Here is a 24,788-nt window from a genome sequence, read left to right as displayed (position 1 = left end):
CAGACAAAGGAGGCTTATTACCATGTATCGTTTCAGCCGAACCGTCGTCGCCGCCGCGCTTGCGGTGGCACTCGGCGCCAGCTCCGCCCTAGCTGCGGAGGTGAAGGTCGCTCTCAACGGCGTTCTCGATCCCAAGGTGAATGCCGAGGCGGCCTTCGTGAAGGGTCTCGAAGACGCCCTCGCCGGCACCGGTTTCACCGTCACCGCTTTTCCCTCCGAGACCATCGGCAAGGAGAGCGAGCGCTTCGACATGGTCTCGCAGGGCCTGATTCATGTAAATCTCGCCTCGGTCAACACCGCCTTCGGCCTGTCGCCGCTGGTCAAGGGCGTGCAGCTGCCGTTCTTCTTTCAGGACGCTGCGGAATTCGACCGTGTCATCGCTGAGTCCGCGCTGTTGGAGCAGATGAACGAGCCGCTGGTGTCGAACGGCGTGCGCATCGCCGGTTTCAACTACATCGGCGTCGCCATGGGCTTTCACAACACCAAGACACCGGTGACCAAGATCGACGATCTCGGCAGTCTACGCTTGCGCGCGATGAACGGCGAGCAGCTGAAGTTCATGGAATCCCTCGGTGCCCACGGCACCATCGTCGCCTGGTCCGAGGTCGCCAACGCGCTGCAGACCGGCATTGCCGACGGTTACATGAACCCGCCCAATTCCGCCCTGCGGACCGGCCACACCGATTTCCTGAAATACTTCACCCAGGCCAACATCTCGCCCTCGACACGGCTCGTGCTGGTCTCGCAGGATTGGTACGACGGTCTCTCCGCCGAGGAACAGGCGACCATCGACAAGGCGCTAGAGGCGGGTATTGCCGCCAATCGTGCCTGGGTCGACGACTGGGCCGCGCTGGTGCTGGAGCGCCAGAAGGAGGCCGGCGTGACAGTTTCCGAGTTGGCACCGGGTGAGCGCGACAAGATGGTGGAGCGCGCCACGTCGATCTACCTGGACGTCCTCAGCGAAGACGATCTGGCGAAGTACCAGGCGGCCGTGGACAGCGTGCGCAAGTAGCGCGCGCTCCGGCGGCAGAGGGGGCGGGGTGGCCGGCCGGTGAGCGGCGCCCCGCCTTCTCCTCCTGGAGACCGCGAGAGGGAAAGGTGAGATGACTTTCAAGCGTGCCATCGTCCGCCTCAGCGACGTCCTCGACCGCATCATGCGCCTGGCTACCATCGGTTTCCTGATGGCTCTGGTGTCGGTGGTGATCCTGCAGGTGATTGCCCGTTACGTTTTCGCCTCGCCGCCGGCCTGGACCGAGGAGATCGCGCGCTACGCGATGATCTGGGCCGGCCTCCTGGGTGCTACCATGTCGTTCAAGCGCGGCTTCGATCCGGCGCTGTTCGGTGACTTCCGCAGCCGGAACCGCTTTGTGCTCTTCGCCGCCAAGCTGGGGCGGAGCCTTCCGGTCCTGATCTACCTGTTGCCGATCCTGCTGTTCTGCTTCATCGGCGCCAATATGACCGTGGAGCGCAGCTTCCTGGTGCGCCACTCGCGCAGCATGGCCGACGCCTTTGATTTCCCGACACTCTTGGTCGCCATCGCCGTGCCGATCATGATCATGACCATTCTCGTTCACCTGGCCGCGCAGTGGTGCGGCGACAAACCCAGGAACGGCACGGTCGAATCTCTCGAGGTCGGCTGACTCGGCCTCACAGTTCCCCTCCATCTTACCAGCGCTGAGGTTCGCGACACGCGATGACGCAGGCAGACATACTGTTCAAGAACGCTGAGATCATCGACGGCAGCGGTGCCACGCGCTTCACCGGCGACCTCGCCGTCAGCGACGACCGCATCGTCGGCCTCGGCAACCTCGCCGACTGGCGCGGTGGCGAGACCATCGACTGTACAGGGCAGATCCTGGCACCAGGCTTCATCGACCCCCACACACACTACGACGAATCCGTGCTCACCGACCCAGAGATGACCTGCGCCATCAGCCAGGGCGTCACCAGCGTCATCAACGGCAACTGCGGCTTTTCCATCGCGCCTCTGACAGCGACGGGCGATCTGCCGGCGCCGCTTGCCTCCATCGTCGACGCCAGGCGCGAGCGGTTCCCCCGCTTCGCCGCCTATCGCGATCGGCTGGCCGACGCGCCGGCAGCACTGAATTCCGCCTGCCTCATCGGCCACGGCACGCTCCGGATCAACGCCATGGACGATCTCGGCCGCGCCGCCGATGCTGGTGAGATCGCGGCGATGCGCCGCCAACTGGACCAGGCGCTGGATGAGGGCGCCATGGGACTTTCCGCCGGCACCTTCTATCCGCCGGCGCGCGCGGCCAGCACGGCGGAACTGATCGAGGTTTCCGGCGTGCTGAAGGACCACGGCGCGCTCTACGTCACTCACATGCGCGACGAGGGCGACAAGGTCATCGAGGCTTTGGAGGAGACCCTGGTGATCGGCCGTCAGGCCTGCTGCGGCGTCCATGTTTCACACCACAAGTGCGCCGGCCTCGCCAACCATGGCCGCTCCGAGGAGACCCTCGGCATCATCGAGCGGGCGCGCCTGAAGCAGGACGTCGGCCTCGACACCACGCCGTACATCGCCAGCGCCACCATGCTGAACTCCGGCCGCCACCGCCAGGCCAGCCGCGTCATCATCACCGCCTCGGAGCCCTTCCCGGAGACAGCCGGGCGCGATCTTGCCGATGTGGCTGCCGAGTGGGGGTGTGACCTGGACGAGGCGGTCGACCGCCTGATTCCGGCGCTCGGCATCTTCTTCATCATGGACGAGCGGGATGTGCAGCGCATCCTCGGCTATCGGCACACCCTGGTCTGCTCCGACGGCATTGCCACCGGCAGCCATCCGCACCCGCGCGTGTGGGGCACGTTTCCGCGCGTGCTCGGCCACTACGCGCGCAAGCTAGGTCTGTTCTCGATGGAGGAGGCGGTGCACAAGATGACCGGGCTGACGGCGGCGCGCTTTCGCCTCATGGAGCGTGGCCGCCTCGCGGTCGGCCACTTTGCCGACCTTGTTCTCTTCGATGAAACGACGGTGATCGACGCTGCCACCTACGAGACGCCGGTGCGCCCCGCTGCTGGCATCTGCCAGGTCTTCGTCAATGGCCGCCGCGTGTGGCGGGAAGGCGCCGCGACCGGCGCTCGGCCCGGGCGGCCACTGTTGCGGGCATAGAAACAGGAAAGGGCCGCCGGCGGTGTGCCGGCGGCCCCTTGTCTGCGATGCAGGGAACTCAGGCGGCGCGGATGCGCTGCAGGAAGGCCTGAACCTCGCGGCTCACGGTCTCCGCTCTGTCCTGCATGATGGCGGAAGTTTCGCTCACCGACCGCGCCGTCGCTTCCGTGGCGCTCACCGAGGCCGTGACGTCGCTGATGGCCTTGGTGATCGACTGCGTCTCCCGGGCCGTGATGTCGGTGTTGCGGCTGATTTCGCCGGTCGCCGCGTTCTGCTGCTCAATGGCGGCGGCGATCGCACTGGTGGTTTCCAGCAGGTCGCTGACCACACTGGCGACATCCTTCATGCCTTCGACCGAATGACCGGTGGTCAGGTTCAGCACGTCGATCTGCTGGCGGATGTCTTCCGTCGCGCTGGTGGTCTGGGTCGCCAGGGCCTTCACCTCGCCGGCAACCACCGCGAATCCTTTGCCGGCGTCGCCGGCGCGGGCCGCTTCGATGGTGGCGTTCAATGCCAGCAGGTTGGTCTGCTCGGCGATGGAGTTGATGAGTTCGACCACCGAGCCGATCTTCTCGACGCTGTCGGCCAGGGCCGAGACCTGGCTCTGCGTCTCGGAGGACCGGGTCTTGGTCTTCTCGACCACCTGCTGCACCGACATGACCTGGCGGCGGATCTCCTCGATGGAGGAGGTCAGTTCCTGAGCCGCCGAAGCGACCGTCTGGACGTTGGAAGCCGTCGACTCCGCGGCGGCATTGACCTGCTGGGTGCCGTTGGCGGAGGCCTTGGCGCTATCGGACATCGCGTTCGATGCCTTGGATACCTTGCTCACCTCCTCGGCCAGCGCGGCGACCGCTCCGGCAACCGAACGCTCGAACTCGTCGGCGAAGCCGAGCAGAGCGGAACGGCGCTCCTCCTGCGACTTCTTCTCGGCGACCACCTGCTGCGCACGCAGCTGCTCGGTCTCTTTCATCTTCTCGCGGAAGTGGTTGAAGGCGCGAGTCAGGCGACCGATCTCGGTCTTGCTGTTGTCGGTCTCGACCACGGTTTCGCTGCGGCCTTCGCCGAGTTCCTCCAGCGCCGTCACCGTGCGGGTGAGCGGTCCGGTGATGCTGCGGCCGATGAAGTAGCTGAGGCCCAGACCGAGCGCCAAGCCGGCGCCGGCGAGCCCCATGAAGAGGGCGGCGCGCTGCCAGAACAGAGACTCGATGTCATCGATGAAAACGCCGGTGCTGACGATCCAGTTCCAGCGCGGGTCCTTGGCCGAGAGATACAGCTTCATGGCATCGTTGACCTTGGAGCCCGGGCGGCGGCCAAGAGATTCCGAATAGCCTTCCAGGAAGGCGTTGCCGTTGGTCGCCCGATGAAACAGTTCGTAGTTGCCACGCGCCTGCGGGTCCTCCAGCTTCAGCATGTTCTGGCCGATCTGCTCCTGGCGGGTGGGGTGCCACACCAGCAAACCGTCGTTGTCGAACACGAAGAAGTAGTTCTTCCCATCGAAGGTCATGCCCCCGAGCGCCTCGACTGCGGCTTTCTTGGCGGCCTCTTCGCTGAGAGTGCCATCGGCAGCCTGCTGGGCGTATAGGTTGATGACGTTGACAGCCGATTCAACCAGTCCGCGGAGCTTTACCTTGCGACCCTCGATCATGGTGCCCTTCAATTCGAAGAGCATGACCGAGGACAAGGCCACGAGGACAAAAGAGAGGGCGATGGTAATGAGGGCAAGTTTCTTGCCGATGGTCAGTCGCTTGAGCACGGGGGGAGGTCCGTTTTCCTGGTGGGACTACCCGGAATCACTACCATGTGTTCGTTAGTGCTCAGTTAATTTTCGAAACAAAACAAATAGTTATAATTTGGATGGTCGGCCCGGACCAAGGCGCGGATGGAATCGTCCGCCCGCTTTCCTGGGCGGGGATGACCGCGCCGGCCAGCACAGTCAGCCACGCCGCCGATGCCTGCCTTCCCGCTGTCCCTCAGCGCGAGCCGGCTTCACCCTCGGCGATCTGCGAGATCTGGCGGCCGAGTACCGCGACTTCCGCCTTCAGCTTGTCGATCTCGCGGCCTTGAGCGATCACCATCTCACTGAGGTCGTTCAGCGCCTTTTCGCCATAGGCGACATCGGCCTCGATCTTTTCCAGGGTTTTGGTGGTGGCATTCATGGTGCTTGTCCCTTGCGTTGACGTTCCTGGTGCGTTGACGTTCCTGGAGTTGCCGTCTGCGTATTGCGCCAGAGCGCCGGTCAGGTTGGGCGGCTGACCGTGCCTGCCTACTGACCATCTGGGATCGGATGTCCTGGTAACAAGGGCCGGCAGTGCCGGAGCGCCCAGGCTGCGGGCTTAGCGGTGCTGCGAGGCATGGCCGATGGCGAACATCTTTCCTTCGGCATCGTCCATCGGTAAAGCCAGGTCGATCAGAGTGCAGTGTGAACGGTCAATGTATTTCAGGCTATAGATCAGGATCGCCGCTCGCTTTTCAAAATAGACCAGTTGGTCGGATTGCTTCCACAAGGCATTGATGCTGCCGGTAACGTAGTCGTCGGTCACCAGTCCGACCACGCTTCCAGACCATTGGGCCTTCAAGGTCTCACCCATCAGGCGCATGCGGCTCTGCTGGTGTGCCGCGTCGTATTCTTCCAGGTAGATGCAGGACAAGGCGCTCGGGATCTCAGTCGGGTCGAAGCGATGTTTGATGGCGACACCGTTTTCGTTCACCAGCCGGCACCAATAGTCGAACAGTGCCTGGGCTCCCTCATCGGTGAGCAGACGTCGGAATGCTGCGATGTCGGCACCCGCCAGCACCTCCTTGACGGAAGGTCCGGAAATCAGTCCCTGGGCCGGCGGGTCGGATATCATATTTGGTTGCAGTGGGTTGAGGCAGTTGCTCCTCGGTCGTGGAGCGGATATGCCACCCGCCGGGGCTCGCGGCAAGGGACAGCGTGTCGGCTACCCCGAAAGCGATTTTACTTCTACAACTTTCTACTCCAGCGCGTTCGCGCGGTGATGCGGGCGGCCCGCCTCGGAACGTGCGGCTGCTTGCTGCGGGGGCAATGGCGGGCTTCACCCCTCCTCCGGTTTCTGCCACCATCGAGAGTTTCGTGTTTCCGTCGCCACAGCGTGGTTCGATCCGGCTGCGGGGGCGGCGGCGAAATGGGGTGCCGGCGGAAACGCCGCGATACCCCCTCTGCGCGGTCTACACCGATGGTCTGTTGCGGCGATTGATCTGCCTCAACGCCGGACCTGGATGCGCTCAGGAACATGACCATATGAACTCTGATGACAGTGTTTTGGAGGTATGGAAGCGCCATGGAGACCCCCCTGGAAATCACCTTCCGCAATCTGGACCACTCCGACGCGGTGGAGGCGCGGGTACGCGAGAAAGTTGGCAAGCTGGAGCAGGTATTCGATCGCATCACCTCCTGCCGGGTCACGATCGAAGCGGTGAACCGGCAGCATACCAAGGGAAACCTATTTCAGATCCACATAGATGTCGGCGTTCCCGGCAAGCAGGTTTCCGTGGGGCGCAATGGCAAGAACCATGCCCATGAGGACGTCTACGTCGCTCTACGCGACGCCTTTAACGCAGCGCGCCGCCGTCTGGAGGATCATTCACGCCGCAAGTCTGGTCGCGTGAAGTCACACGAAGTCCCGCCCCACGGCAAGGTGGCGAGCCTCTTTCCCTATGAAGGCTATGGCTTCATCCTGACGTCCGACGGTCGCGAGATCTATTTTCACCGCAACAGCCTCGTCGATGCCGACTTCGACAAGCTGACCGAGGGCCAGGAGGTCCGCTATGTCGCCGCCGAGGGCGAGAGCGCTAAAGGTCCACAGGCCAGTACGGTGAAGCTGATCGGCAAGCATCACCTGAACAGTTAGGGCTGAGCGTGAACGGACGGAACCGCGGTTGGCATCCGTCCGTTCACGTTAGTCCACTCTACGACAGGAGGCCGGGGGCTGATTCGTGCCCTGGCCGAGCGTCAATCTGGTGATCATCGTATCCTTCAGCGCATGAGCAGACTGCGGCTTATCGTTATCTATTCTGGCATCACCGCGAAATCGCCCCATATCAGGACGGGCAGAAGGGGACAGTCGAACAGCTGGGAGGTGCCGCAGCTATGCGCACCCTTGTCGTGATTTTCTCCCTCGCGGTCATGCTGTCTGGCGGCATTTACGCATTTTTGCGGTATGCCCCCGACCGTTTCGACCCCTTTGCTCCACTGGACATCGCGGAGGCACCGTCTTTCCTCACCGCGTGGAAGCTGCAGTCTCTGAAGGGCGATCCCTCTGCCTGCTTCGCCGCGCTCGATGCTGCCGGAATCTCCTACGCGGCGATGCCGGACCGCGAGACGGGGGAGGGGTGCGGTTTCGAGAATGCCGCACGCCTGCAGGACAAGGAGAAGCTGCCGGGGACAGGCGGGCTCCCCATGACCTGCCCGATGATCGCGGCTCTTGCGGTGTGGGAGCGCCACGACCTGCAGCCGGCCGCCCAGTCTCTGCTTGGTACGCGCGTCAATAGAATCGAACACTTCGGCAGCTATGCCTGCCGCAACGTGAACAATGCGGCCTCGGGCCGCCGCAGCGAACATGCCCGGGCGAATGCCCTCGACGTGGCCGGTTTTCGCCTCGAAGACGGTCGCGAGGTATCGGTATTGCGGGACTGGGGGAACGGCGGCGCGGAGGGTGCCTTCCTCAGGCAGGTTCACGAGGCGGCTTGCGGACGTTTCGCTTCGGTCTTTGGACCGGACTACAACACCGCGCACGCGAACCATTTCCACTTCGACATGGGCGGCTTCGGGCTGTGCCGCTAGTCCGACGAGGAGTCAGCGGTAGCGGGCCAGGATCGTACTTTGGGTTCCGTCGGCGATCATGTCGCTGAGCGCTTGCTGCATCCGTCTGACAGTGTGGTCCGGTGTATCCGGCGAGCAGGCCATGGAGAACACCTGTTCGAACAGCACGGCAACCTCCTCGACCGATACGCCGTCCGACTGCAGTCGGTGGAGGTAGGATTCAGAGACCGCCATAAGATCGACGCGGCCGCTCAGCAGCTTCTTCAGGGTGAGTTCGAGGTCGCGCGCGAGGTCGATTTTGGTGAATCCGGCATCACGCAGCAGCTCGACCGTGTAGTCGCCGGTCTGGGTGCCGGTGCGATAGGTGCTGGCTTCCTCGACGGTTGTCGCCGTGACGGCTGAGTTCGCCGCGCGGACCAGCAGGGTGCGCTCGACCAGCAGGGGCTCGACCCACTTGAAGTGCGCGTCACGGTCCACGGTGTGCGCGGTGGTGAAGACGCAGGTTCTTGGCTTCTCGCGGGCCAATCCGATGGCCCGCGACCACGGCAGCAATTCCATGTCGTAGGCGATCCCGCTGCGCCGCATGATCTCGCGCACCTGTTCGGCGCCCAGCCCGACGATCGTGCCGCCCTCTTCATAGTTGAAGGGCGCATACTCCTCGGTCGTCAGGTGGAGAGCCTCCTCGGCGCCCGCCGGCCTGGCCGCGAACAGCGGGGTGGCCAGCAGCAGCCCCGCGGCGGTTGCGGCTGCCGCGAAACGTTTCATGGTCTCGCGAACGTTCTTGCGCATCCTCCGGATCTTCCTCGCTGCAGGTCTGAGGGGGCGGTTTTCGCTACCACGGACCTTTTAAGTAGAAATTGGCCGCAAAAATAATCAGAACACCAATAAACTCGAGCGATCTCATATAACTATCGGAATTTGCGTAAAGAATCGTTTAAGGAGAGCCTACTACTGTGTTCTGGTCTAAGGGTCGGAAAGAATAGCAACTGATTTAGCTTTCTCCTTCGATCGTTGGTCAGTGCTTTACAAGACAACAACGGCCCGCATGCAACACAAGCACGCGCGATTTACCGGTACCTCGATCCGCAACCGCATCGTCATGACGGTGCTGGCGACGGTGGTGGTGGTGTCGATGATCAGCACCGCGCTGTCCGGACAGGAGCACGCCGCCCGACTGATCGGCGACCTGAAGGCGGAATCGCAGGTGCTCACCAGCGTGTTCGGTGACACTCTGGCCGATCCCCTGTGGGACTATGACTACGAGATGGTCCAGCAGCGCCTGGAGCGCCTGGCGGCGACCGGGTCAATCGCCGGTGCCCGCGTCCTGGCGATTGATGGCGAGAAACTGGCCGAGGTGATGGTCGAGGGATTCAGTCCCGACGCGGCGGATGCCAACGCGCAGGGCGACTTCCTGGGGTTCGACCGCGAGATCACGGCGGAAACAGGCGAGGCCGTCGGCACACTGTCCCTCTGGGTTTCCACGGCGGGAGTTTCCACCGAGGTCTGGAAGGCGGTGCGCGACGATGCCACCACGGCAGCTGTCCTGGCGGTGATCAGCGCGGTGATCGTGTTCCTCGGCGTCAATCTCATCACCGATTCCCTGGCGCGGGTGACCGACGCCATGGTGCGCATCGGCGAAGGCGACCTGGATACCCTGATTCCCTCGGGCAGCCGCAACGATGAGATCAGCCGCATGGCCGCGGCTTTGGAGAGGCTGCGATTGAACGGCCTAAGGGTCGAGCAGGCCGAGCGCGGGCTGCGCCGTGCCAACGCCTATCTGGAGCAACGCGTCACCCAGCGCACCGCCGAAGTGGAGAAGGCGCGCTTTCAGGCCGAGCAGGCCAACCGCGCCAAGACCGAGTTTCTCGCCAACATGAGCCACGACCTGCGCACACCGCTGAACGCCATTCTCGGCTTCAGTGAGATGATGCGCGCACGCGCCTTCGGGCCGCTGGGCGACCAGCGCTACGAAGAGTATGTCGACGACATCCACCACAGTGGATCTCTGTTGATCGCCCTCATAAACGACCTGCTCGACATTTCCAAGGTCGAGGCTGGCAAGTATGAGTTGACGGAGGAGAACGTCGACATCGAGCAGGTGATCCAGGGTTGCCAGCGCCAGGTGGCGGCCGCTGTCGCGTCCGCCAGCCAGCGCCTCTGCATCGAGGTCGCACCGGATCTGCCCGCACTCTGGGGCGACAAGCGGGTTCTGGTGCAGATCCTCAACAATCTGCTGTCCAATGCGATCAAGTTCACGCCTGAGGGCGGCCTGATCACGGTGACCGCTTGGAGCGATCCCCAGGGCCGCCTTCTGCTGAGCGTCGCCGACAACGGCATCGGCATGACCGAGGAAGGCGTCGCCAAGGCGCTGCGCCCCTTCGAGCACGCGCACAGCGCGCGGGCCCGCGAGCACAAGGGCACCGGCCTGGGCCTGCATCTCTGCGACAACTTCATGCGGCTCTTCGACGGCAGTCTGGAGATCGCTAGCCGGGCCGGCGAGGGCACCACGGTCACCATCGCCTTCCCGCCGGAGCGCGCCGCGGGCGCCCGCCGCTCCGCCTGACGCGACGAGAATCCCTTTACCTGAACCGCCAGGCCTGTGTGCGGGTCAGCACACCTTTTGAGACCGCCAGGTGCAGGATACGCGCCGCAGCGTTGGTATAAAAGATCATCATGCCCATGGCTGCGGCCGGGGCGATGTCGCCTGCATCGTCCATGTTCAGCACGGCCACCGAGGCCAGTGTGGTGGTCGGCGCATAGAGGAAGACCACCGCCGAGACGGTCGTCATGGCGTTGACGAAGAGATAGATCGAGATATCGAGGATCGTCGGTAGGCAGACCGGGACGGTCACCATGCGGAACAGCTTGGTGAAGGGCTGCTTCAGCGAAGCGGCGACCGACTCGAACTCGCGGTCCATCTGCTTCAAGGCCGTCATCGCGGTGAGGTGCGATACGGTGTAGAAGTGGGTTACCGTGCAGATCACCAGGATCGCCATGGTGCCGTAGAGCGCGTTCAGCGGGTTCGCCGGGTTGTTGAAGAAGAAAATGTAGGCGAGGCCGAGCACCATGCCCGGGATCGCCATCGGCAGCATGGCGAGCAGCTGAAAGAGCGTGCGCCCGGCTTCGAAGCCGCGGGTTTTTTCCACCATGTAGGCGCCGGTGAAGACCACCAGGGTGCCGAACACGGCGGTCAGGAGCGCCATCTGGATGGAGTTGTAGTAGGAGTCCCAGCCGCCGCCGTCCATCAGGTCAAAGGCGTAGTTCTTGAGGCTGAGGCTCAGGTCATAAGGCCAGAACTTGATCAGCGCCGCGAATTGGCAGACTCCCAGAAGGCCGAGGATGAAAACCGCGATCAGGCTGCAATAGGCGAAGGCGAGGGCATCAAAGCGTGGCTTGGGTTTGGGTTGGTAGGGTACCGAGCGGGCGGATAGGGCGGCTACCTGCTTCTTCTGCACCACCCGATCAACTGCGAAGGCAAGCAGCGCCGGCACCAGCAGCACGACGGAAACCACTGCGCCCATCTCGAAATTCTGCTGGCCGATCACCTGCTTGTAAATGTCGACCGCCAGCATGTTGAACTGGCCGCCGATGACCTTGGGCAGGCCGAAGTCGGTGATCACCAGGTTGAACACCACGAAGGCGGCGGAGATCAGCCCGTAGCGCGCGCCGGGAACGGTGACGGTCCAGAAGATCCTCCAGCGGCCGGCCTTGAGGCACTCGGCGGCCTCGTAAAGCCGCGCGTCCGAAATCGCCAGCGCCGTGGTGATGATGATCATCGCGTGCGGGAAGGTGAAGAACACCGATCCGATGACGATGCCGATGGGCCCGTAGATGGATTCACCCAGCAGCAGCTCTTTCAGCATCCCCTGGTTGCCGAAGAGGTAAACCAGGGCAATGCCGGGCAGCAGCGAGGGCACCAGGATCGGGGCCATGGCGACGAGGCGGAAGACGCCCTTGAACGGCATGCAACTGCGGTTGAGGGCGTAGGCAAAACCGAAGGCCAACGCCACCGTAATGATCGTGCTGATGACCGCGATCGCCAGTGAGTTCTGAATCGACTGGAAGAGCGCCGGCGTCGAGAAATAGGTCGTGTAGTTGGCAAGGCCGAGGTCGCGCACGGGACGCAGCATGACCCGGCGGAAGGTGTTGGAATCTACTTCCTGCCATGCGGTGCCGGAGAAGCGCTCCGAGCCGATGAGGTAGACCGCATCGTCGGTGGTCCCCCTGATGCGGTAATGCACCGGGCTGCGGAAGCTGAAGTCCGGGAAAAAGCTGGCTGCCGGCAGGCGCCCGTCGCCGGAGGTGGCGAGGTCCTCAGGCGCGACCGCCTGCACCTGCTCGTTCAGGGCCGCGGCGGAGACTGGTGGATTGACGAAATTGCCCTGCTCATCGCTGACCTGGAATTCGTAGGCGGTCAGGTCGAAGCTGAAGGTCGAGAAGGATTTCGACAGCATGGCGTAGAGCGGCAGCGCGAGCCCGACGACGAGGTAGAGCGCGATGACCACCATGAAGCCGCGCATCACCAGGTCGTCGCGGCCCATTCTGGCCCGCAGCGGACGGCCTTTGGGGAGGGCGAGGCTCTCAGCCATCATAGTGCCGTGTCCTTGGCCTGGCTCTTTGCGGCGAAGGCGATGAGGCGGCTGGCCGGCAGCTCGATGGTCATGGCGGCGCCTTCGGCCAGGGCGAGGCGGCGCACCGCGTTGATCGAGAAGTCGGCGTAGAGTTCCTCGCCGTCGAGTGCCGCGCCGCTCAAGCGCGAACGCCAGAAGGAGCCGAGAAACTCCATGGCGTCGATGGTGACCTCGACCAGGCCGCCGCCGCTGACCGCCGCCTGGGTGCCGGCGGCGTGAGGGATGATGTCCTCGGGGCGGATGGTGACGGTGATCGACTGGCCCGCCTTCAGGCCGTCGGTCATGCCTTCAAGCTCCAGCTTGCCGAGGCTGAAACGGCCCGGCGCACTGAGGGTGGCGTGCAGCTGGTTGGTCTCGCCGATGAAGTCGGCGACGAAGAGCGACTTCGGCGCCCGGTAGATCTCGGTCGGCGTGCCGATCTGCTCGATCACCCCGTGGTTCATCACCACGATGCGGTCGGCCATCGACAGCGCCTCCTCCTGGTCGTGGGTCACCATGATTGTGGTGACGCCCAGCTTGCGCTGCAGCTCCTTGATCTGATGGCGCAGGTGGACGCGCACCTTGGCATCGAGAGCCGACAAAGGCTCGTCCAGCAACAGGAGGCCGGGCGCGGTGGCGATGGCACGGGCCAGCGCGATGCGTTGCTGCTGGCCGCCGGAAAGCTGCGCCGGGTACTTCCTGCGCTGATCGGCGAGGCCGACGAGGTCGAGCAGTTCGGTGACGCGGGCCGCTACCTCCGCCTTGGAACGGCCGCTGTTCTCCAAACCGAAGGCTATGTTGCGCTCGATGGTGAGATTGGGGAAGAGGGCGTAGGACTGGAACACGATGCCGAAATCACGCTGGCCGATCGGCAGGGTGGAGATGTCGCGGCCGGCCTGCTCGATGCGGCCGTGGGTCTGCAGGTCGAGGCCCGCGATGGCGCGCAGCAGGGTGGTCTTGCCGCAGCCCGAAGGGCCGAGAAAGCAGACGAACTCGCCTTCTTCGACATCCAGGGAGACGTCGCGGAGCGCGGTGAAGTCGCCGAACTTCTTGTAAAGGTCGCGGATGCGCAGGTAACTGGACAACGAACAAGCCTCGCTGTAGGACCACAGCCCCGCTCCCGTCCGCCGACGGGCAGGCGTCAAGACGCAGTATGCGGGAGCGACGGCCAGATCGAAAGAGGGCGCCGCTCGCGCGGCGCCCTCTCGATGATGGTCAGGACGGTGTCAGCCCTTCGGCTCGGACTTCGAGTCGTAGCGCTTCTGCCATTCCTCGAGGATCTTCGCGCGGTTGTTGGCGGCGAACTCGAAGTCGTTGTCGATCATCTTCTCGATCAGGTTTTCCGGAAAGAACTCGACCGGCTTGGCGACGCCCGGCATGGCGACCACCGCATAGCCGGTGTTGTACATCTCGTTGGCCTTCTTGGTGATCGTCCAGTCGACCAGCGTCTGGGCGGCTTCCAGCTTCGAGGTGCCGGCGACGATCGCCGTGGCTTCCATGTCCCAGCCCACGCCCTCTTCCGGGACGATGATGTCGATCGGCGCACCCTCGGCCTTGGACTTGGCACCACGGAACGCGAAGGAAATGCCGATCGGGATCTCGCCGGAGGCGGCCAACTTGCAGGGGGCCGAGCCGGAGTGGGTGTAACGGGCGATGTTCTGATGCAGGCCGTCCATGTAGGCCCAGCCCTTCTCTTCGCCGAACATCTGCAGCCAGGAGGAAACGTCGAGGAATCCGGTCCCCGAGGAGTTCGGGTTCGGCATGATGACGTGTCCTTCGTAAACCGGCTTGGTCAGGTCCTGCCAGGACTTCGGTGCCGGCAAGCCCAGCTTCTCGGCCTCGACGGTGTTGAAGCAGACCGAGGCGACCCAGGCGTCCATGCCGACCCAGGCCGGCGGAGAGCTCTTGTCGACGAACTTCTTGTCGAGCTTCTCGACGCCCTTGGGCGCGTAAGGCTCCAGCATGCCTTCGGTCTTCAGCAGCAGCAGCGAGGTCGCTGCCAGCCCCCAGATGACGTCGGCCTGCGGGTTGTTCTTCTCGGCCAGCAGTTTGGCCGTGACGACACCGGTCGAATCGCGGACCCAGTTGATCTTGATGTCCGGGTGGTCCTGGTTGAAGGTTTCCGCGTAGCGCTTGAGGTCTTCCGCTTCGACGGCGGTATAGACCGTCAACTCGGTTTCCGCCTTTGCCGCCGCGGCGACCAGCAGGCTGGCCGCGGCTGCGGTCAGCAAGATTTTCCGAAAAGCCATGATGTCTGTTGCTCCCTGTTGGCTGGCCGTAGGTCTGATTTGCTCAGATTATTGTGACGTCCATACGATTCTCGGCGTCGCTGTCGGCCCTGTGTGGCGTGGCAGCGCCCTTCCCCTGCGATCATAGTGCCCGGCAGGCTTCAATAGGGGAAATCTATTCTTTTTATGAATTGAAAGCTTTTGCTGATGGTCGGGAAATCAGCCGGTCAGCGTCAGAACCAGCACACCCAAGCCAACGGTGAGCGCCGCGGCGATGCGGCTGATCCAGGGGCGTTCGCGGAATATGACAACCCCAAAGAGAGCGGCGAAGATCACACTCGACTCACGTAACGCCGAGACCATGCCCAGCGGCGCCAGGGTATTGGCGTAGATGACCAGGCTGTAGGCCGCCACCGCGCAGAAGCCGCCGAGATAGCCGACGGCGAGGGTCCCACGCACCTCCGGCGTGAACTGTGGGCGCAAACGCAGCCAGAGGAAGAGGGTGACCAGGAACTCGGTGACGAACAGCCAGCCCATGTAGCCGAAGGGGCTGCCGGAGAGTCGGACGCCGATGCCGTCGACCACGCTGTAGCTGGCGATGATGAGACCCGTTGCCAGGGCCGCCGCCGTCGAGCGCGGATCGGGGATGCTGGGCCCGCGCGAGAAGAAGGCGAGGATCGAGATGCCGGCGGAGACCAGCACCACGCCGCCCCAGCCGAAGGGCGAGAGCTGTTCGCCGGCGAAGACCAGAGCGCCGATCGAAACCAGCAGCGGCGCGCTGCCGCGGGCGATGGGATAGACCCGCGAGAGATCGCCCCACTTATAGGCCAGCGCCAGGAAGTAATAGTAGCCGTAGTGAATCACCGAGGAGGCGGCGATGTAGGGCCAGGAGGCGATGTCCGGCGTCTGCGCCCACAGCAGCAGACCCAGGCCGACGGTGCCGTTGGTGGCAGCAACGGCGGCCAGCACCAGGGCACGCGCCCGCGTGCCCTTGACGATGGCGTTCCAGGTGGCGTGCAGGACCGCCGCGCCGAGCACCAGCGCCACTGCGAACTCAGACAATCGGGACCCTAGCTTTTATAGTTTGCTCTCGCGGGGCGGATTCTTCGGCCACCCGGTTTTTTCGTTTTTCAGACTGTCATCCCGGCCAAACGCGCTTGCGGTCGCGAGTCATGGATCCTCGGGGCAAGCCCGAGGGTGACGAGTGGAGGGATTGCGAAGGATCGCGTGGCTCACCCCCAGGGCAGCGAGAAGGTCTTCACGTTGGTGTAGCTCTTCATCGCCTCGATGACGCCTTCCTTATAGCCGAGGCCTGAGTCCTTGATGCCGCCGAAGGGCGACATCTCGATGCGGTAGCCGGGCACTTCCCAGATATTCACCGTGCCGACCTTCAGGCCCTTGATGTAGGCCTGCATGCGGCGGAAGTCGTTGGTGCAGACGCCCGACGACAGGCCGAAGGCGGTGGAGTTGGAGATGCGCATGACCGCCTCGTCCTCGTCGGGCACGCGCACGATGGGAACGATGGGGCCGAAGGTCTCTTCCATCACCAGTTCCGACTCGTGGGGCACGCGGTCGACCACGATCGGCGGCAGCAGCGCGCCCTGGCGGCCCGGATTGTAGAGGATCTCGGCGCCGTCCTCGGCGGCCAGGTGGACGCGCTTTTCGAACAGCTCGGCCGCCTGGGCGTGGACCACGGTCCCGAGGTCGGTGTCCTTGGCCATGGGATCGCCGAAGCGGATCTTCTTCGCGCGCGCCAGCACCAGCGGCACGAAGCGGTCGGCGATGCTCTCCTGGCAGAGGATGCGCTTTACCGCCGTGCAGCGCTGGCCCGAGTTCTTGGTGGCGCCGGCGACGGCCAGGTCGGCCGCCTTGGCGAGGTCGTCGTCGGAGAGGTCGTTCAGGATGATCAGCGGATCGTTGCCGCCCAGCTCCAGCACCGTGCGCTTGTAGCCTGCCTTCTCGGCGATCATCTTGCCGACCGGCACGCCGCCGGTGAAGGTGATCAGCTCGATGTTCGGATTCTGGATCATCTCCAGGCCGATGTCCTTCGGCCAGCCGGTGACCACCGAGAGCATCTCCGGCGGCAGCCCGGCTTCGTAGAGCACGTCGGCCAGGATCAGGGCGGTCAGCGGCGTCAGCTCCGTCGGTTTCACCACCATGCAGTTGTTGGTGGCGACCGCCGGGGCGATCTTGTGGGCCACCATGTTGAGGGGATGATTGAACGGCGTGATGGCCGAGATTGCCGTCAGCGGCTCGCGCGTCGTGAATATCTTGCGCGGCTTGCCGTGCGGGGTGAGGTCGCAGGAGAAAATCTCGCCGTCGTCCTGAATGCACATCTGCCCGGAGAGAGTGAAGACGTCGTAGGCGCGGCCCACCTCGTAGAAGGAGTCGGCCTTGGAGATGCCGAGTTCCAGGGTGATGACGTCGGAGATCTCGTCCTTGCGGGCGACCAGCAGCTCGGCGGTCTTAAACAGGATCTGCTGGCGCTCGTAGCGGGTCAGTTTCGGCTGGTAGGCGGCCGCGATCTCGAAGGCCTGGCGGGCGTGCGCCGCGTTGCCCGCCGGTACCGTCCCGATGACCTCGCCGGTGTAGGGGTAGTGCACCTCGATGATGCCGTCGGCGTCGGCCTTGCGCCCGGCAATGCGCATGGGCTCGTGGCGGACGGCGGGGGCGGCGGCTGACTTTGCAATGGCCATGGCGGAAGCTTCCTTTACTCGGCAGCCGCGGAGCGGACGGCCTCGGCATGATTGAGGGCGATGTCGAAGGCATCGAAGTTGCGCAGGCGGCGACCTTCCAGGCCGCTGACCGGGCGATTGACCACCAGCGGCACGCGCTGCTCGCTGACACCGCCGTGGGAGCGCAGCGGGACCTCGAGTCCGGAGAGATCGTGCTTGTCGGGCCGCGTGCCGACGGCACGGGTCTTCTCGGTGACCACCACCAGTTCTCCGATGCGGTCGCCCGGCAGCTCGAAGGCCTTGGCGGCCTCCTCGCGGGTCAGCACCCGCTCGACGCCCTGCAGGCCGGCGACGAACCTGGCCACAGCGGCGACGTCCGCGTCCTTCGGCAGGTAGACCGTGGCGTAGGAGCCGAGCGCGCCGTGATGCACCACGTAGGGATCGGTGATCGGCAGGATGGTGCGCGCCTTACCGGTGCCGAGGAAAACGTCGAGTTCGCTCTGCAGGTAGAGCACGTTGGGCGACCCGTCGGCTTTGTGCTTGGCATTCATGCCGTGGTCGGCGGTCAGCACGATGACCGCACCGGCGGCGTCCAGCTCGGCAAAGTAACCGTCCATCATGGCGTAGAAGTCGTTGGCGCCTTCGCTGCCCGGGGCGTGCTTGTGCTGGATGTAGTCGGTGGTCGAAAGGTACATAAGATCGGGCCGCATGGACTCCATCAGCTTCACACCAGCGGCGAAGACGAACTCCGAGAGGTCAGCCGAATAGACGCTGGGCAGCGGCTTGCCGACCGTCTCCAGCAGGCCGTCGATTCCGTTGTCGGCGATGGTCGCCTTGTCGGCCTTCTCGGCAGAAAAGCACACGGCCTCTCCCGCCTTCATGGCAAGCCCGTGGCCGAGCAGCGAGCGCAGCTTGTCCTTGGCCGTTACCACCGCGATCTTCGCGCCGGCTTTTTGGAAGGCCGCGAAGAGGGTCGGCGCGCGCAGGTAGGCCGGGTCGTTCATCATGACCTCGGCATTCTTCGCCGGATCGTAGAAGAAATTGCCGCAGATGCCGTGCACCTTCGGCGGCTGGCCGGTCACGATGGAGAGGTTGTTGGGGTTGGTGAAGCTCGGCACCACGCAGTCGGCGCGCAGGTCGGCGCCACCCGGCAGGGTCGCCTTCAGCCAGGGCATGCGCCCGGCGGCCACGGCCTCTTCCATATAGTCGGGCTCGGAACCGTCGATGCAGACGACGACGACCGGTGCCTTGGGGAAGGCGTATTCACGTTCGTTGACGGTGACGGCGGCGGCTTTGTTCATCTCTCGTCCTTTGCGTTTTCAGGCGACCAGCTTGGCGCGCTCGTCCATGGCGGCGGCCGGCGGGGTGGCGTCGTCGACGCCCATCTCTTGCAATGCTTCGGCGACGGCGCCGACCAGCCGGCGCATCACGGTGGCATCCATCCGCCCGATGCAGCCGATGCGGAAGGAGTCGACCACCGTCAGCTTGCCCGGATAGATGATGAAACCCTTGGATTTCAGCAGGTCGTAGAACGTCTGGAAGCCGAACTTGGGGTGGGCGGGGTTGAAAAAGGTGACGATGATCGGCGACAGCCAGCCGTCCTGCAGCAGGGTCTCAAAGCCGAGCTTGCGCATGCCCGCGACCATGACGTCGCGGTTTTCGGCATAGCGCTTGCCCCGGCCGGCGACACCGCCTTCGGCCTCATGCTCCCTCAGGGCCTGGAGGAAGGCGGCGACCACGTGGGTCGGTGGCGTGTAGCGCCACTGGCCGGTCTTCTCCATGTTGGACCACTGGGCATGGAGGTCGAGGCTGAGGGAATGGCTGCGGCCCTTGGACTGTTCGAGTTCTTCCCGGCGGGCGATGACAAAGCCGAAGCCGGGCACCCCCTCGATGCACTTGTTGGCCGAGGAGACCATGGCTGTATAGGGAATGTCGCGCAGGTCCAGAGGCAGGGCGCCGAAGGCGCTCATGGAATCGATCAGCAGCTTCTTGCCCCTGGCGCCCACCACCTGGGCGATCTCCGCCACGGGATTGAGGATGCCGGAAGAGGTCTCGCAGTGGACCAGCACCACGTGGGTGAGCGCCGGATCGGCTTCCAGCGCGGCGGCGACCTCGGGCCCGCGCGGCGGCAGGTAGTCGCCCTTGTCGATCACCGTGTAGGCGCGGCCCAGATAGTCCAGGGTCTGGGCGATGCGCTGGCCGTAGGCGCCATTGACCAGGACCAGCGCCTTGCCGTCGCGCGGCAGGAAGCTGCCCAGCATGGCCTCGACGGCGAAGGTGCCGCTGCCCTGCATGGGCACGCAGTCATACGCGCCCTGGGTATCTCCGGCGATCGCCAGCAGGCGGCGGCGCAGTTCCGCGGTCATCGCGCGGAAGTCGCCGTCCCAGGAGCCCCAGTCGCGCAGCATGGCGCGCTTCACGCTGGCCGAGGTGGTCAGCGGACCGGGGGTCAGCAGGTAGGGCTCGCCCTCCAAGGGCGCCTCGCCCATTGAAAAATTTGGGGTAACGGTTGCTCCGCCGGTGGGGGTCATCAGCGTCGCTCTCCTCAGCGGGTTTAACTGAAAGCAAGGGCCCCCGAAGGAAGCCGGGGGCATCCTGGGCCCGGCCCACCTATCTGTAAAATCGTTATTTTGTATACGTTTGATAGGTTATACTAATAGGAGTCTGTGACGCTTTTTCGAGCTTTTTCGCCAAAAAGGGGCCGCCTTGCGCTACGTCCAACTGAGGGCTTTCCACTACGTGGCCATCTGCGGCGGGTTCTCCCGCGCCGCCGAGGCGCTGTGTCTCACCCAGCCGGCGATCTCAGATCAGGTGCGCAAGCTGGAAGAGGAGTATGACGTCATCCTCTTCAACAGGCACAAGAAACAGGTGAGCCTCACCAGGGCCGGCCAGCAGCTGCTGGAGATCACCCGCCGCCTGTTCGACGTGGAAAAGCAGGCCCTCGAGCTGCTCTCCGAATCGCGCGCTTTGCGCGCCGAGTCGCTGCGCGTGGTGGCCGATTCGGCCCACCACATGCTGCACATCCTCGGCCGCTTCCGCGAGCGCTATCCCGGCATCGCCATGGTGGTGAGTTCCGGCAATTCGGAAGAGGTCATCGCCCAGCTCTACGACTACGAGGCCGAGGTCGGCATTCTGGGCGAGGTGCCGGAAAGCCGCGACTTTGAGGTGATCAAGCTCAGCTCGACGCCGCTGATTGCCTTCACCAACCACGATCACCCCTTGAGCGGGCGCAAGGCGATCACCCTCGCCGAACTGGCCGAGCAGCCGCTGGTGCTGCGCGAACGCGGCTCCAAGACCCGCCAGAGCATCGAGGCGGCGGCACGCGCCCAGGGGCTGGCGCTCACGCCCTCGATCGAGGCGGAGGGTCGTGAGGCGGTGCGCGAGATCGTCGCTACCGGCGGTGGAGTGGGCGTCGTCTCAGCAGCCGAGTTCGGCCAGGATCCGCGCCTGGTCCCGATTCGCCTCTCCGACAGCGAGGTGCTGATGGACGAGGCCCTGGTCTGTCTGCGCGAACGCGCGGCCGGCAAGGTCATCCGCGCTTTCTTCGAGACGGCGCGCGAGGTCGCCGCGGCCGGCTGAGCCGGGTCATCGCTTTGGTCTCTTCGGCGTTGTTTCCATCTCGTCGCTCGCCGCCGCCGGGCGATCTCGGAAGCTTTTGATAAGCGGCACAAATTGATTGCCAGCCCGACGCCGGGGGCTGTAACTTTTCTGCCATATAAATGTAAAAAAGCATCCGTTCTCCGTGCGATTGCACGAGCGGGACGGAGGACATACGCCATGGGAGGCTCTCTAAATGCGCAAAACCCGCACATTTCTTTCACTGTTCCTGGCCGCCGGCCTGATCGGCTTTGCCGGAACGCTGGCGACGCCCGCAGCGGCGGAAGACTGCCCGCGCAGCTTTCTTGACGAGCGCTACTGCGACCGCGACGGCAACCTGACCGCGGACCTGCCGACCGATCCAAGCGAATGGGTAGACCCCGACACAATCATCTTCTCCTATACCCCGGTCGAGGATCCGGCCGTGTATCAGAAGGTGTGGGACGGCTTCATCGCGCACATGTCCGAGACGACCGGCAAGAAGGTTGCCTTCTTCCCGGTGCAGTCCAACGCCGCCCAGTTGGAAGCGCTGCGCTCCGGCCGCCTGCATGTCGCCGGCGTGAACACCGGCAGCAATCCCATTGCCGTCGCCTGCGCGGGCTTCGTGCCTTTCGCGATGATGGCCTCCGAAGATGGGTCTTACGGCTACGAGATGGAGATCATCGTGCCGGCCGACAGCCCGGTGCAGACTCCGGCCGATCTTAAGGGCAAGACTCTGGCGTTTACGGCGCCGACCTCGAACTCCGGCTTCAAGGCGCCCTCGGCGATCCTCAAGGCGGAGTTCAACCTTGAGGCAGACAAGGACTACCAGACCGCCTTCTCCGGCAAGCACGACAATTCGGTGATCGGCGTCGCCAACAAGGATTACGAGGCGGCGGCGGTTGCCAACTCGGTGATGAACCGTATGTTCGACCGCGACGTCGTGAAGCGGGACCAGATCCGTTCGATCTACAAGTCGCAGACCTTCCCGACCACCGGCTACGGCTACGCCTACAACCTGGATCCTACGCTGGCGGCTAAGATCGAGCAGGCGTTCTTCACCTTCGACTGGGAGGGTTCGGCCCTGAAGCAGGAATTCCAGAAGGAAGGCAAGTTCGTCGCCATCTATCACAAGACGGACTGGGACATCATCCGCAAGATCGACCGGACGAACGGCATCACCTACGAGTGCAAGTAGGACCAAACTGCGTTACGGGGCCGGCTGCAGTCCCCTGTCTAGGGGCGGCTGGCCCCGTCGTTTTCCCGCGCCTCACCCGGAAAGCCCATGCTACGTCTGCAGAATCTCGAGAAGCGCTATAGGACCGGCGACCTCGCGCTGAAGGGGGTCGACCTGGAGGTGCCGGACGGCCAGATCATGGCGCTCATCGGCCCGTCCGGCGCCGGAAAGTCGACGCTCATCCGCTGCACCAACCGGTTGGTTGAACCTACTGGGGGTAAGGTCTGGCTGAACGACATGGAGTTGACCGGTCTTGGTGCCGGCGCGCTGCGCCGCGCGCGCCGGAGTATGGGCATGATTTTCCAGGAATACGCCCTGGTCGAGCGCCTCTCGGTGATGGAGAACGTACTCTCCGGGCGCCTCGGCTACGTCGGCTTCTGGCGCAGCTACTTCCGCAGGTTTCCACAGTCCGACATCGACGAGGCCTTCCGTCTCTTGGGCCGCGTCGGCCTCGATCACATGGTCGACAAGCGTGCCGACGAGCTTTCCGGCGGCCAGCGTCAGCGTGTCGGCATCTGCCGCGCCCTGGCCCAAAACCCGGAGCTGCTGCTGGTCGACGAGCCCACAGCCTCGCTCGACCCCAAGACCTCGCGCCAGATCATGCGCCTTATCTGCGAGCTCTGTAAGGAGCGCAAGCTCTCCGCCATCGTGAACATCCACGACGTCATGCTGGCGCAGATGTTCGCCGAGCGCATCGTCGGCCTGAAGCTGGGCGAGATCGTCTACGACGGTCCACCGGACGGACTGACGGCCGAGGTGCTGACCGAGATCTACGGCGAGGAGGACTGGGAAGCCACCATCCGCAAAGTGGACGACGAGGACGGCGAGGCTGAAGAATCGCTGGCAGAATCGCTGCACGATGACCACCGCGCTGTCGTGCTCGACCGCAATCTCATAATCGGCAACTAGGGCGCCGCCGCCATGGCAGACATCTCGCTTTCCGCCAGCCGGCGCTGGAAGAAGCCGCCGCTGATCAAGAGCCGGCAGCTGCGTTGGGGTCTTGGCCTCGGCTTCGCCATTTATCTGACGCTGGCCTTCGGCACCACCGAGATCGACTGGGGCCGCGTCGCCGAGGGCGTCCCGCGCGGCGCCCGCTTCCTTGCCGGGTTTTTCCCCCCGGATTTCGTCTCGCGTTGGGACGCCATCGTCGATGGCATCGCTGAGAGCCTGTGGATGACGGTGATCTCGACCGTGGTCGGCATTGCCCTCTCGATTCCGGTAGGACTCGGTGCCGCGCGCAACCTGGCGCCGAAGCCGGTCTACTACTTCTGCCGCGCGATCCTCGCCGTCTCGCGCAGCTTCCAGGAGATCATCATCGCGATCTTCTGCGTAAAGCTCTTCGGCTTCGGGCCTTTCGCCGGCTTCGTTACGCTGAGTTTCGCCACCATCGGCTTCTACGGCAAGCTGCTGGCCGAGGATATCGAGGACATGGACCCGGTGCAGGCAGAGGCGGTGCGCGCGACCGGCGCTGGCTGGTTCCAGTGGCTGAACTATGCGGTGCAGCCCCAGGTGCTGCCGCGCATGATCGGTCTTGGCCTCTACCGGCTGGACATCAACTTCCGCGAGTCAGCGGTGGTCGGCATCGTCGGTGCTGGCGGCATCGGCGCGACGCTGACCACCGCCTTCGACCGCTACGAATTCGATTCGGCGGCGGCGATCCTGCTGGTCATCATCGCTATCGTCATGGCCGTGGAGTACACCTCCGGCTATGTCAGGAAATGGGTGCAGTAATGCCGGTCAGCGAACGCGCGGGCACGAAGGTCTGGCAGCGCCGCGAGCGCGGCAAGCAACTATCGATCTGGGCCTGCTACCTCGTCGGCACGGCGATCTTCGTCTATTGCTGGAACCTTGTCTCGGAGAAAACCATCTGGATGTTTGTCTGGGACGCACCGACCCAGGCGGGCGACCTGGCGACCCGCATGGTGCCGCCGGACTGGGCGTATATCGACAAACTGTGGAAGGCGATCTGGGACACCCTCAACATCGCCACCCTGGGCACCATCATGGCTATCGTCATGGCGGTGCCGGTCGCCTTCTGCGCAGCACGCAATACCACGCCCAGCCGCACGGTGCTCAGGCCCATTGCGCTCTTCATCATCGTCTCCTCGCGCTCGATCAACTCGCTGATCTGGGCCCTGATGTTGGTCACCATCCTGGGCCCTGGGGTTTTCGCCGGCATTATTGCGATTGCCCTGCGCTCGATCGGCTTCTGCGCCAAGCTGCTTTACGAGGCGATCGAGGAGATTGACGAGAGCCAAGTCGAGGCGGTGCGCGCCACTGGGGCTTCGGGACCTCAGGTCCTGGCGTACGGCGTGGTGCCGCAGATCATGCCGGCCTTCGCCGGCATCTCGGTGTTCCGCTGGGACATCAACATCCGCGAGTCGACAGTGCTGGGTCTGGTCGGCGCCGGCGGCATCGGCCTGCAGCTCAACGCCTCGATCAACAACCTGGCCTGGACCCAGGTTTCCCTGATTCTGCTGGTGATCATCGCCACCGTGGTGCTCAGCGAATGGGTTTCCGCTCGCATTCGGCACGCAATCATCTAAACAGTG

General features: G+C 64.2%; 22 protein-coding genes. 11 read left to right on the top strand and 11 right to left on the bottom strand.

The genetic code is table 11. The features are described from left to right. The first annotated feature begins 22 nt into the window (after positions 1 to 22). From WDC82_RS01510 to WDC82_RS01500, 3 genes are all read left to right on the top strand, one after another. A complete protein-coding gene (locus WDC82_RS01510) occupies positions 23 to 1,012 on the top strand; it encodes a TRAP transporter substrate-binding protein (protein WP_340115479.1) in 990 nt (329 codons plus the stop codon). Positions 1,013 to 1,103: 91 nt separating this feature from the next. Further along, positions 1,104 to 1,640: a TRAP transporter small permease subunit gene (locus WDC82_RS01505; RefSeq protein WP_340115478.1), complete on the top strand. Its 537-nt coding sequence runs from the start codon at positions 1,104 to 1,106 to the stop codon at positions 1,638 to 1,640. A gap of 53 nt (positions 1,641 to 1,693) precedes the next feature. Further along, the gene (locus WDC82_RS01500) at positions 1,694 to 3,130 is read left to right on the top strand and encodes a D-aminoacylase (protein WP_340115477.1); all 1,437 of its coding nucleotides are present in this window, start codon (positions 1,694 to 1,696) and stop codon (positions 3,128 to 3,130) included. Positions 3,131 to 3,188: 58 nt separating this feature from the next. On the opposite strand, the gene WDC82_RS01495 is transcribed toward WDC82_RS01500, so the two are convergent. The 3 genes from WDC82_RS01495 to WDC82_RS01485 form a co-directional block, all read right to left on the bottom strand. Continuing rightward, the gene (locus WDC82_RS01495) at positions 3,189 to 4,883 is read right to left on the bottom strand and encodes a methyl-accepting chemotaxis protein (RefSeq protein ID WP_340115476.1); all 1,695 of its coding nucleotides are present in this window, start codon (positions 4,881 to 4,883) and stop codon (positions 3,189 to 3,191) included. 217 nt (positions 4,884 to 5,100) lie between these two features. Continuing rightward, complete coding sequence (locus WDC82_RS01490) at positions 5,101 to 5,286, bottom strand: SlyX family protein (protein WP_340115475.1); 186 nt, start codon at positions 5,284 to 5,286, stop codon at positions 5,101 to 5,103. Between the two features lie 177 nt (positions 5,287 to 5,463). Beyond that, positions 5,464 to 5,979 carry a hypothetical protein gene (locus WDC82_RS01485; protein ID WP_340115474.1) on the bottom strand — a complete coding sequence of 172 codons (516 nt, stop codon included), beginning with the start codon at positions 5,977 to 5,979 and terminating at the stop codon, positions 5,464 to 5,466. A gap of 450 nt (positions 5,980 to 6,429) precedes the next feature. On the opposite strand from WDC82_RS01485, the gene WDC82_RS01480 reads away from it, so the two are divergent. Both WDC82_RS01480 and WDC82_RS01475 read left to right on the top strand, forming a co-directional pair. Next, entirely contained in the window at positions 6,430 to 6,999 is a 570-nt protein-coding gene (locus WDC82_RS01480; protein WP_340115473.1) for an HPF/RaiA family ribosome-associated protein, read from the top strand. Between the two features lie 239 nt (positions 7,000 to 7,238). Then, entirely contained in the window at positions 7,239 to 7,931 is a 693-nt protein-coding gene (locus WDC82_RS01475) for an extensin family protein (RefSeq protein ID WP_340115472.1), read from the top strand. A gap of 12 nt (positions 7,932 to 7,943) precedes the next feature. Here WDC82_RS01475 and WDC82_RS01470 read toward each other — a convergent pair whose 3' ends face one another. Continuing rightward, positions 7,944 to 8,699, bottom strand: coding sequence for a transporter substrate-binding domain-containing protein (locus tag WDC82_RS01470; protein WP_340115471.1), 756 nt, complete (start codon positions 8,697 to 8,699; stop codon positions 7,944 to 7,946). Positions 8,700 to 8,955: 256 nt separating this feature from the next. Here WDC82_RS01470 and WDC82_RS01465 point away from each other — a divergent pair, with 256 nt between their 5' ends. Continuing rightward, complete coding sequence (locus WDC82_RS01465) at positions 8,956 to 10,473, top strand: ATP-binding protein (protein WP_340115470.1); 1,518 nt, start codon at positions 8,956 to 8,958, stop codon at positions 10,471 to 10,473. Between the two features lie 16 nt (positions 10,474 to 10,489). Here the strand turns inward: WDC82_RS01465 and WDC82_RS01460 are convergent, their stop codons facing one another. From WDC82_RS01460 to WDC82_RS01430, 7 genes are all read right to left on the bottom strand, one after another. After that, positions 10,490 to 12,499, bottom strand: coding sequence for a putative 2-aminoethylphosphonate ABC transporter permease subunit (locus WDC82_RS01460; protein ID WP_340115469.1), 2,010 nt, complete (start codon positions 12,497 to 12,499; stop codon positions 10,490 to 10,492). Next, positions 12,499 to 13,605, bottom strand: a complete 1,107-nt coding sequence (locus WDC82_RS01455; RefSeq protein ID WP_340115468.1) for a putative 2-aminoethylphosphonate ABC transporter ATP-binding protein — start codon at positions 13,603 to 13,605, stop codon at positions 12,499 to 12,501. The genes WDC82_RS01460 and WDC82_RS01455 overlap by 1 nt, the downstream gene beginning before the upstream one ends. A 141-nt stretch (positions 13,606 to 13,746) precedes the next feature. Beyond that, on the bottom strand, positions 13,747 to 14,769 hold the full coding sequence (locus tag WDC82_RS01450) for a putative 2-aminoethylphosphonate ABC transporter substrate-binding protein (protein WP_340115467.1): 1,023 nt from the start codon (positions 14,767 to 14,769) through the stop codon (positions 13,747 to 13,749). Between the two features lie 198 nt (positions 14,770 to 14,967). Then, positions 14,968 to 15,810 (bottom strand): DMT family transporter, encoded by an 843-nt coding sequence (locus WDC82_RS01445; RefSeq protein ID WP_340115466.1) that lies wholly within the window; start codon positions 15,808 to 15,810, stop codon positions 14,968 to 14,970. A gap of 170 nt (positions 15,811 to 15,980) precedes the next feature. After that, the gene (gene phnY / locus WDC82_RS01440) at positions 15,981 to 17,444 is read right to left on the bottom strand and encodes a phosphonoacetaldehyde dehydrogenase (protein WP_340115465.1); all 1,464 of its coding nucleotides are present in this window, start codon (positions 17,442 to 17,444) and stop codon (positions 15,981 to 15,983) included. 14 nt (positions 17,445 to 17,458) lie between these two features. Further along, complete coding sequence (gene phnA, locus WDC82_RS01435; RefSeq protein ID WP_340115464.1) at positions 17,459 to 18,724, bottom strand: phosphonoacetate hydrolase; 1,266 nt, start codon at positions 18,722 to 18,724, stop codon at positions 17,459 to 17,461. An 18-nt stretch (positions 18,725 to 18,742) separates the two neighbouring features. Then, the gene (locus tag WDC82_RS01430) at positions 18,743 to 19,954 is read right to left on the bottom strand and encodes a 2-aminoethylphosphonate--pyruvate transaminase (RefSeq protein ID WP_340115463.1); all 1,212 of its coding nucleotides are present in this window, start codon (positions 19,952 to 19,954) and stop codon (positions 18,743 to 18,745) included. Between the two features lie 175 nt (positions 19,955 to 20,129). Here WDC82_RS01430 and WDC82_RS01425 point away from each other — a divergent pair, with 175 nt between their 5' ends. The 5 genes from WDC82_RS01425 to phnE (WDC82_RS01405) all read left to right on the top strand — a co-directional run bounded on the left by WDC82_RS01425 (position 20,130) and on the right by phnE (WDC82_RS01405) (position 24,782). Further along, a complete protein-coding gene (locus WDC82_RS01425; RefSeq protein WP_340115462.1) occupies positions 20,130 to 21,002 on the top strand; it encodes a LysR substrate-binding domain-containing protein in 873 nt (290 codons plus the stop codon). Between the two features lie 214 nt (positions 21,003 to 21,216). Further along, entirely contained in the window at positions 21,217 to 22,197 is a 981-nt protein-coding gene (phnD, locus tag WDC82_RS01420) for a phosphate/phosphite/phosphonate ABC transporter substrate-binding protein (protein WP_340115461.1), read from the top strand. Between the two features lie 87 nt (positions 22,198 to 22,284). Beyond that, a complete protein-coding gene (gene phnC / locus WDC82_RS01415; protein WP_340115460.1) occupies positions 22,285 to 23,145 on the top strand; it encodes a phosphonate ABC transporter ATP-binding protein in 861 nt (286 codons plus the stop codon). Positions 23,146 to 23,157: 12 nt separating this feature from the next. Beyond that, entirely contained in the window at positions 23,158 to 23,967 is an 810-nt protein-coding gene (gene phnE / locus WDC82_RS01410; RefSeq protein WP_340115459.1) for a phosphonate ABC transporter, permease protein PhnE, read from the top strand. After that, entirely contained in the window at positions 23,967 to 24,782 is an 816-nt protein-coding gene (gene phnE / locus WDC82_RS01405; protein ID WP_340115458.1) for a phosphonate ABC transporter, permease protein PhnE, read from the top strand. The genes phnE (WDC82_RS01410) and phnE (WDC82_RS01405) overlap by 1 nt, the downstream gene beginning before the upstream one ends. Positions 24,783 to 24,788: the final 6 nt, after the last annotated feature.

Origin of the sequence: Pelagibius sp. 7325, assembly GCF_037652055.1 — a bacterium.
Lineage (GTDB): Bacteria > Pseudomonadota > Alphaproteobacteria > Kiloniellales > Kiloniellaceae > Pelagibius.
Note: the sequence above shows the minus strand (reverse complement) of the source record. Positions and strands in the feature narration are given on the sequence as shown.

What these genes read in the sequence shown, in the direction of transcription:
- WDC82_RS01510 (WP_340115479.1), top strand. Translation starts at nt 23, where the DNA reads ATGTATCGTTTCAGCCGAACCGTCGTCGCCGCCGCGCTTGCGGTGGCA.
- WDC82_RS01505 (WP_340115478.1), top strand. Translation starts at nt 1,104, where the DNA reads ATGACTTTCAAGCGTGCCATCGTCCGCCTCAGCGACGTCCTCGACCGC.
- WDC82_RS01500 (WP_340115477.1), top strand. Translation starts at nt 1,694, where the DNA reads ATGACGCAGGCAGACATACTGTTCAAGAACGCTGAGATCATCGACGGC.
- WDC82_RS01490 (WP_340115475.1), bottom strand. Translation starts at nt 5,286, where the DNA reads ATGAATGCCACCACCAAAACCCTGGAAAAGATCGAGGCCGATGTCGCC.
- WDC82_RS01485 (WP_340115474.1), bottom strand. Translation starts at nt 5,979, where the DNA reads ATGATATCCGACCCGCCGGCCCAGGGACTGATTTCCGGACCTTCCGTC.
- WDC82_RS01480 (WP_340115473.1), top strand. Translation starts at nt 6,430, where the DNA reads ATGGAGACCCCCCTGGAAATCACCTTCCGCAATCTGGACCACTCCGAC.
- WDC82_RS01475 (WP_340115472.1), top strand. Translation starts at nt 7,239, where the DNA reads ATGCGCACCCTTGTCGTGATTTTCTCCCTCGCGGTCATGCTGTCTGGC.
- WDC82_RS01470 (WP_340115471.1), bottom strand. Translation starts at nt 8,699, where the DNA reads ATGCGCAAGAACGTTCGCGAGACCATGAAACGTTTCGCGGCAGCCGCA.
- WDC82_RS01465 (WP_340115470.1), top strand. Translation starts at nt 8,956, where the DNA reads ATGCAACACAAGCACGCGCGATTTACCGGTACCTCGATCCGCAACCGC.
- WDC82_RS01460 (WP_340115469.1), bottom strand. Translation starts at nt 12,499, where the DNA reads ATGGCTGAGAGCCTCGCCCTCCCCAAAGGCCGTCCGCTGCGGGCCAGA.
- WDC82_RS01450 (WP_340115467.1), bottom strand. Translation starts at nt 14,769, where the DNA reads ATGGCTTTTCGGAAAATCTTGCTGACCGCAGCCGCGGCCAGCCTGCTG.
- phnY (WP_340115465.1), bottom strand. Translation starts at nt 17,444, where the DNA reads ATGGCCATTGCAAAGTCAGCCGCCGCCCCCGCCGTCCGCCACGAGCCC.
- phnA (WP_340115464.1), bottom strand. Translation starts at nt 18,724, where the DNA reads ATGAACAAAGCCGCCGCCGTCACCGTCAACGAACGTGAATACGCCTTC.
- WDC82_RS01430 (WP_340115463.1), bottom strand. Translation starts at nt 19,954, where the DNA reads ATGACCCCCACCGGCGGAGCAACCGTTACCCCAAATTTTTCAATGGGC.
- phnD (WP_340115461.1), top strand. Translation starts at nt 21,217, where the DNA reads ATGCGCAAAACCCGCACATTTCTTTCACTGTTCCTGGCCGCCGGCCTG.
- phnC (WP_340115460.1), top strand. Translation starts at nt 22,285, where the DNA reads ATGCTACGTCTGCAGAATCTCGAGAAGCGCTATAGGACCGGCGACCTC.
- phnE (WP_340115459.1), top strand. Translation starts at nt 23,158, where the DNA reads ATGGCAGACATCTCGCTTTCCGCCAGCCGGCGCTGGAAGAAGCCGCCG.
- phnE (WP_340115458.1), top strand. Translation starts at nt 23,967, where the DNA reads ATGCCGGTCAGCGAACGCGCGGGCACGAAGGTCTGGCAGCGCCGCGAG.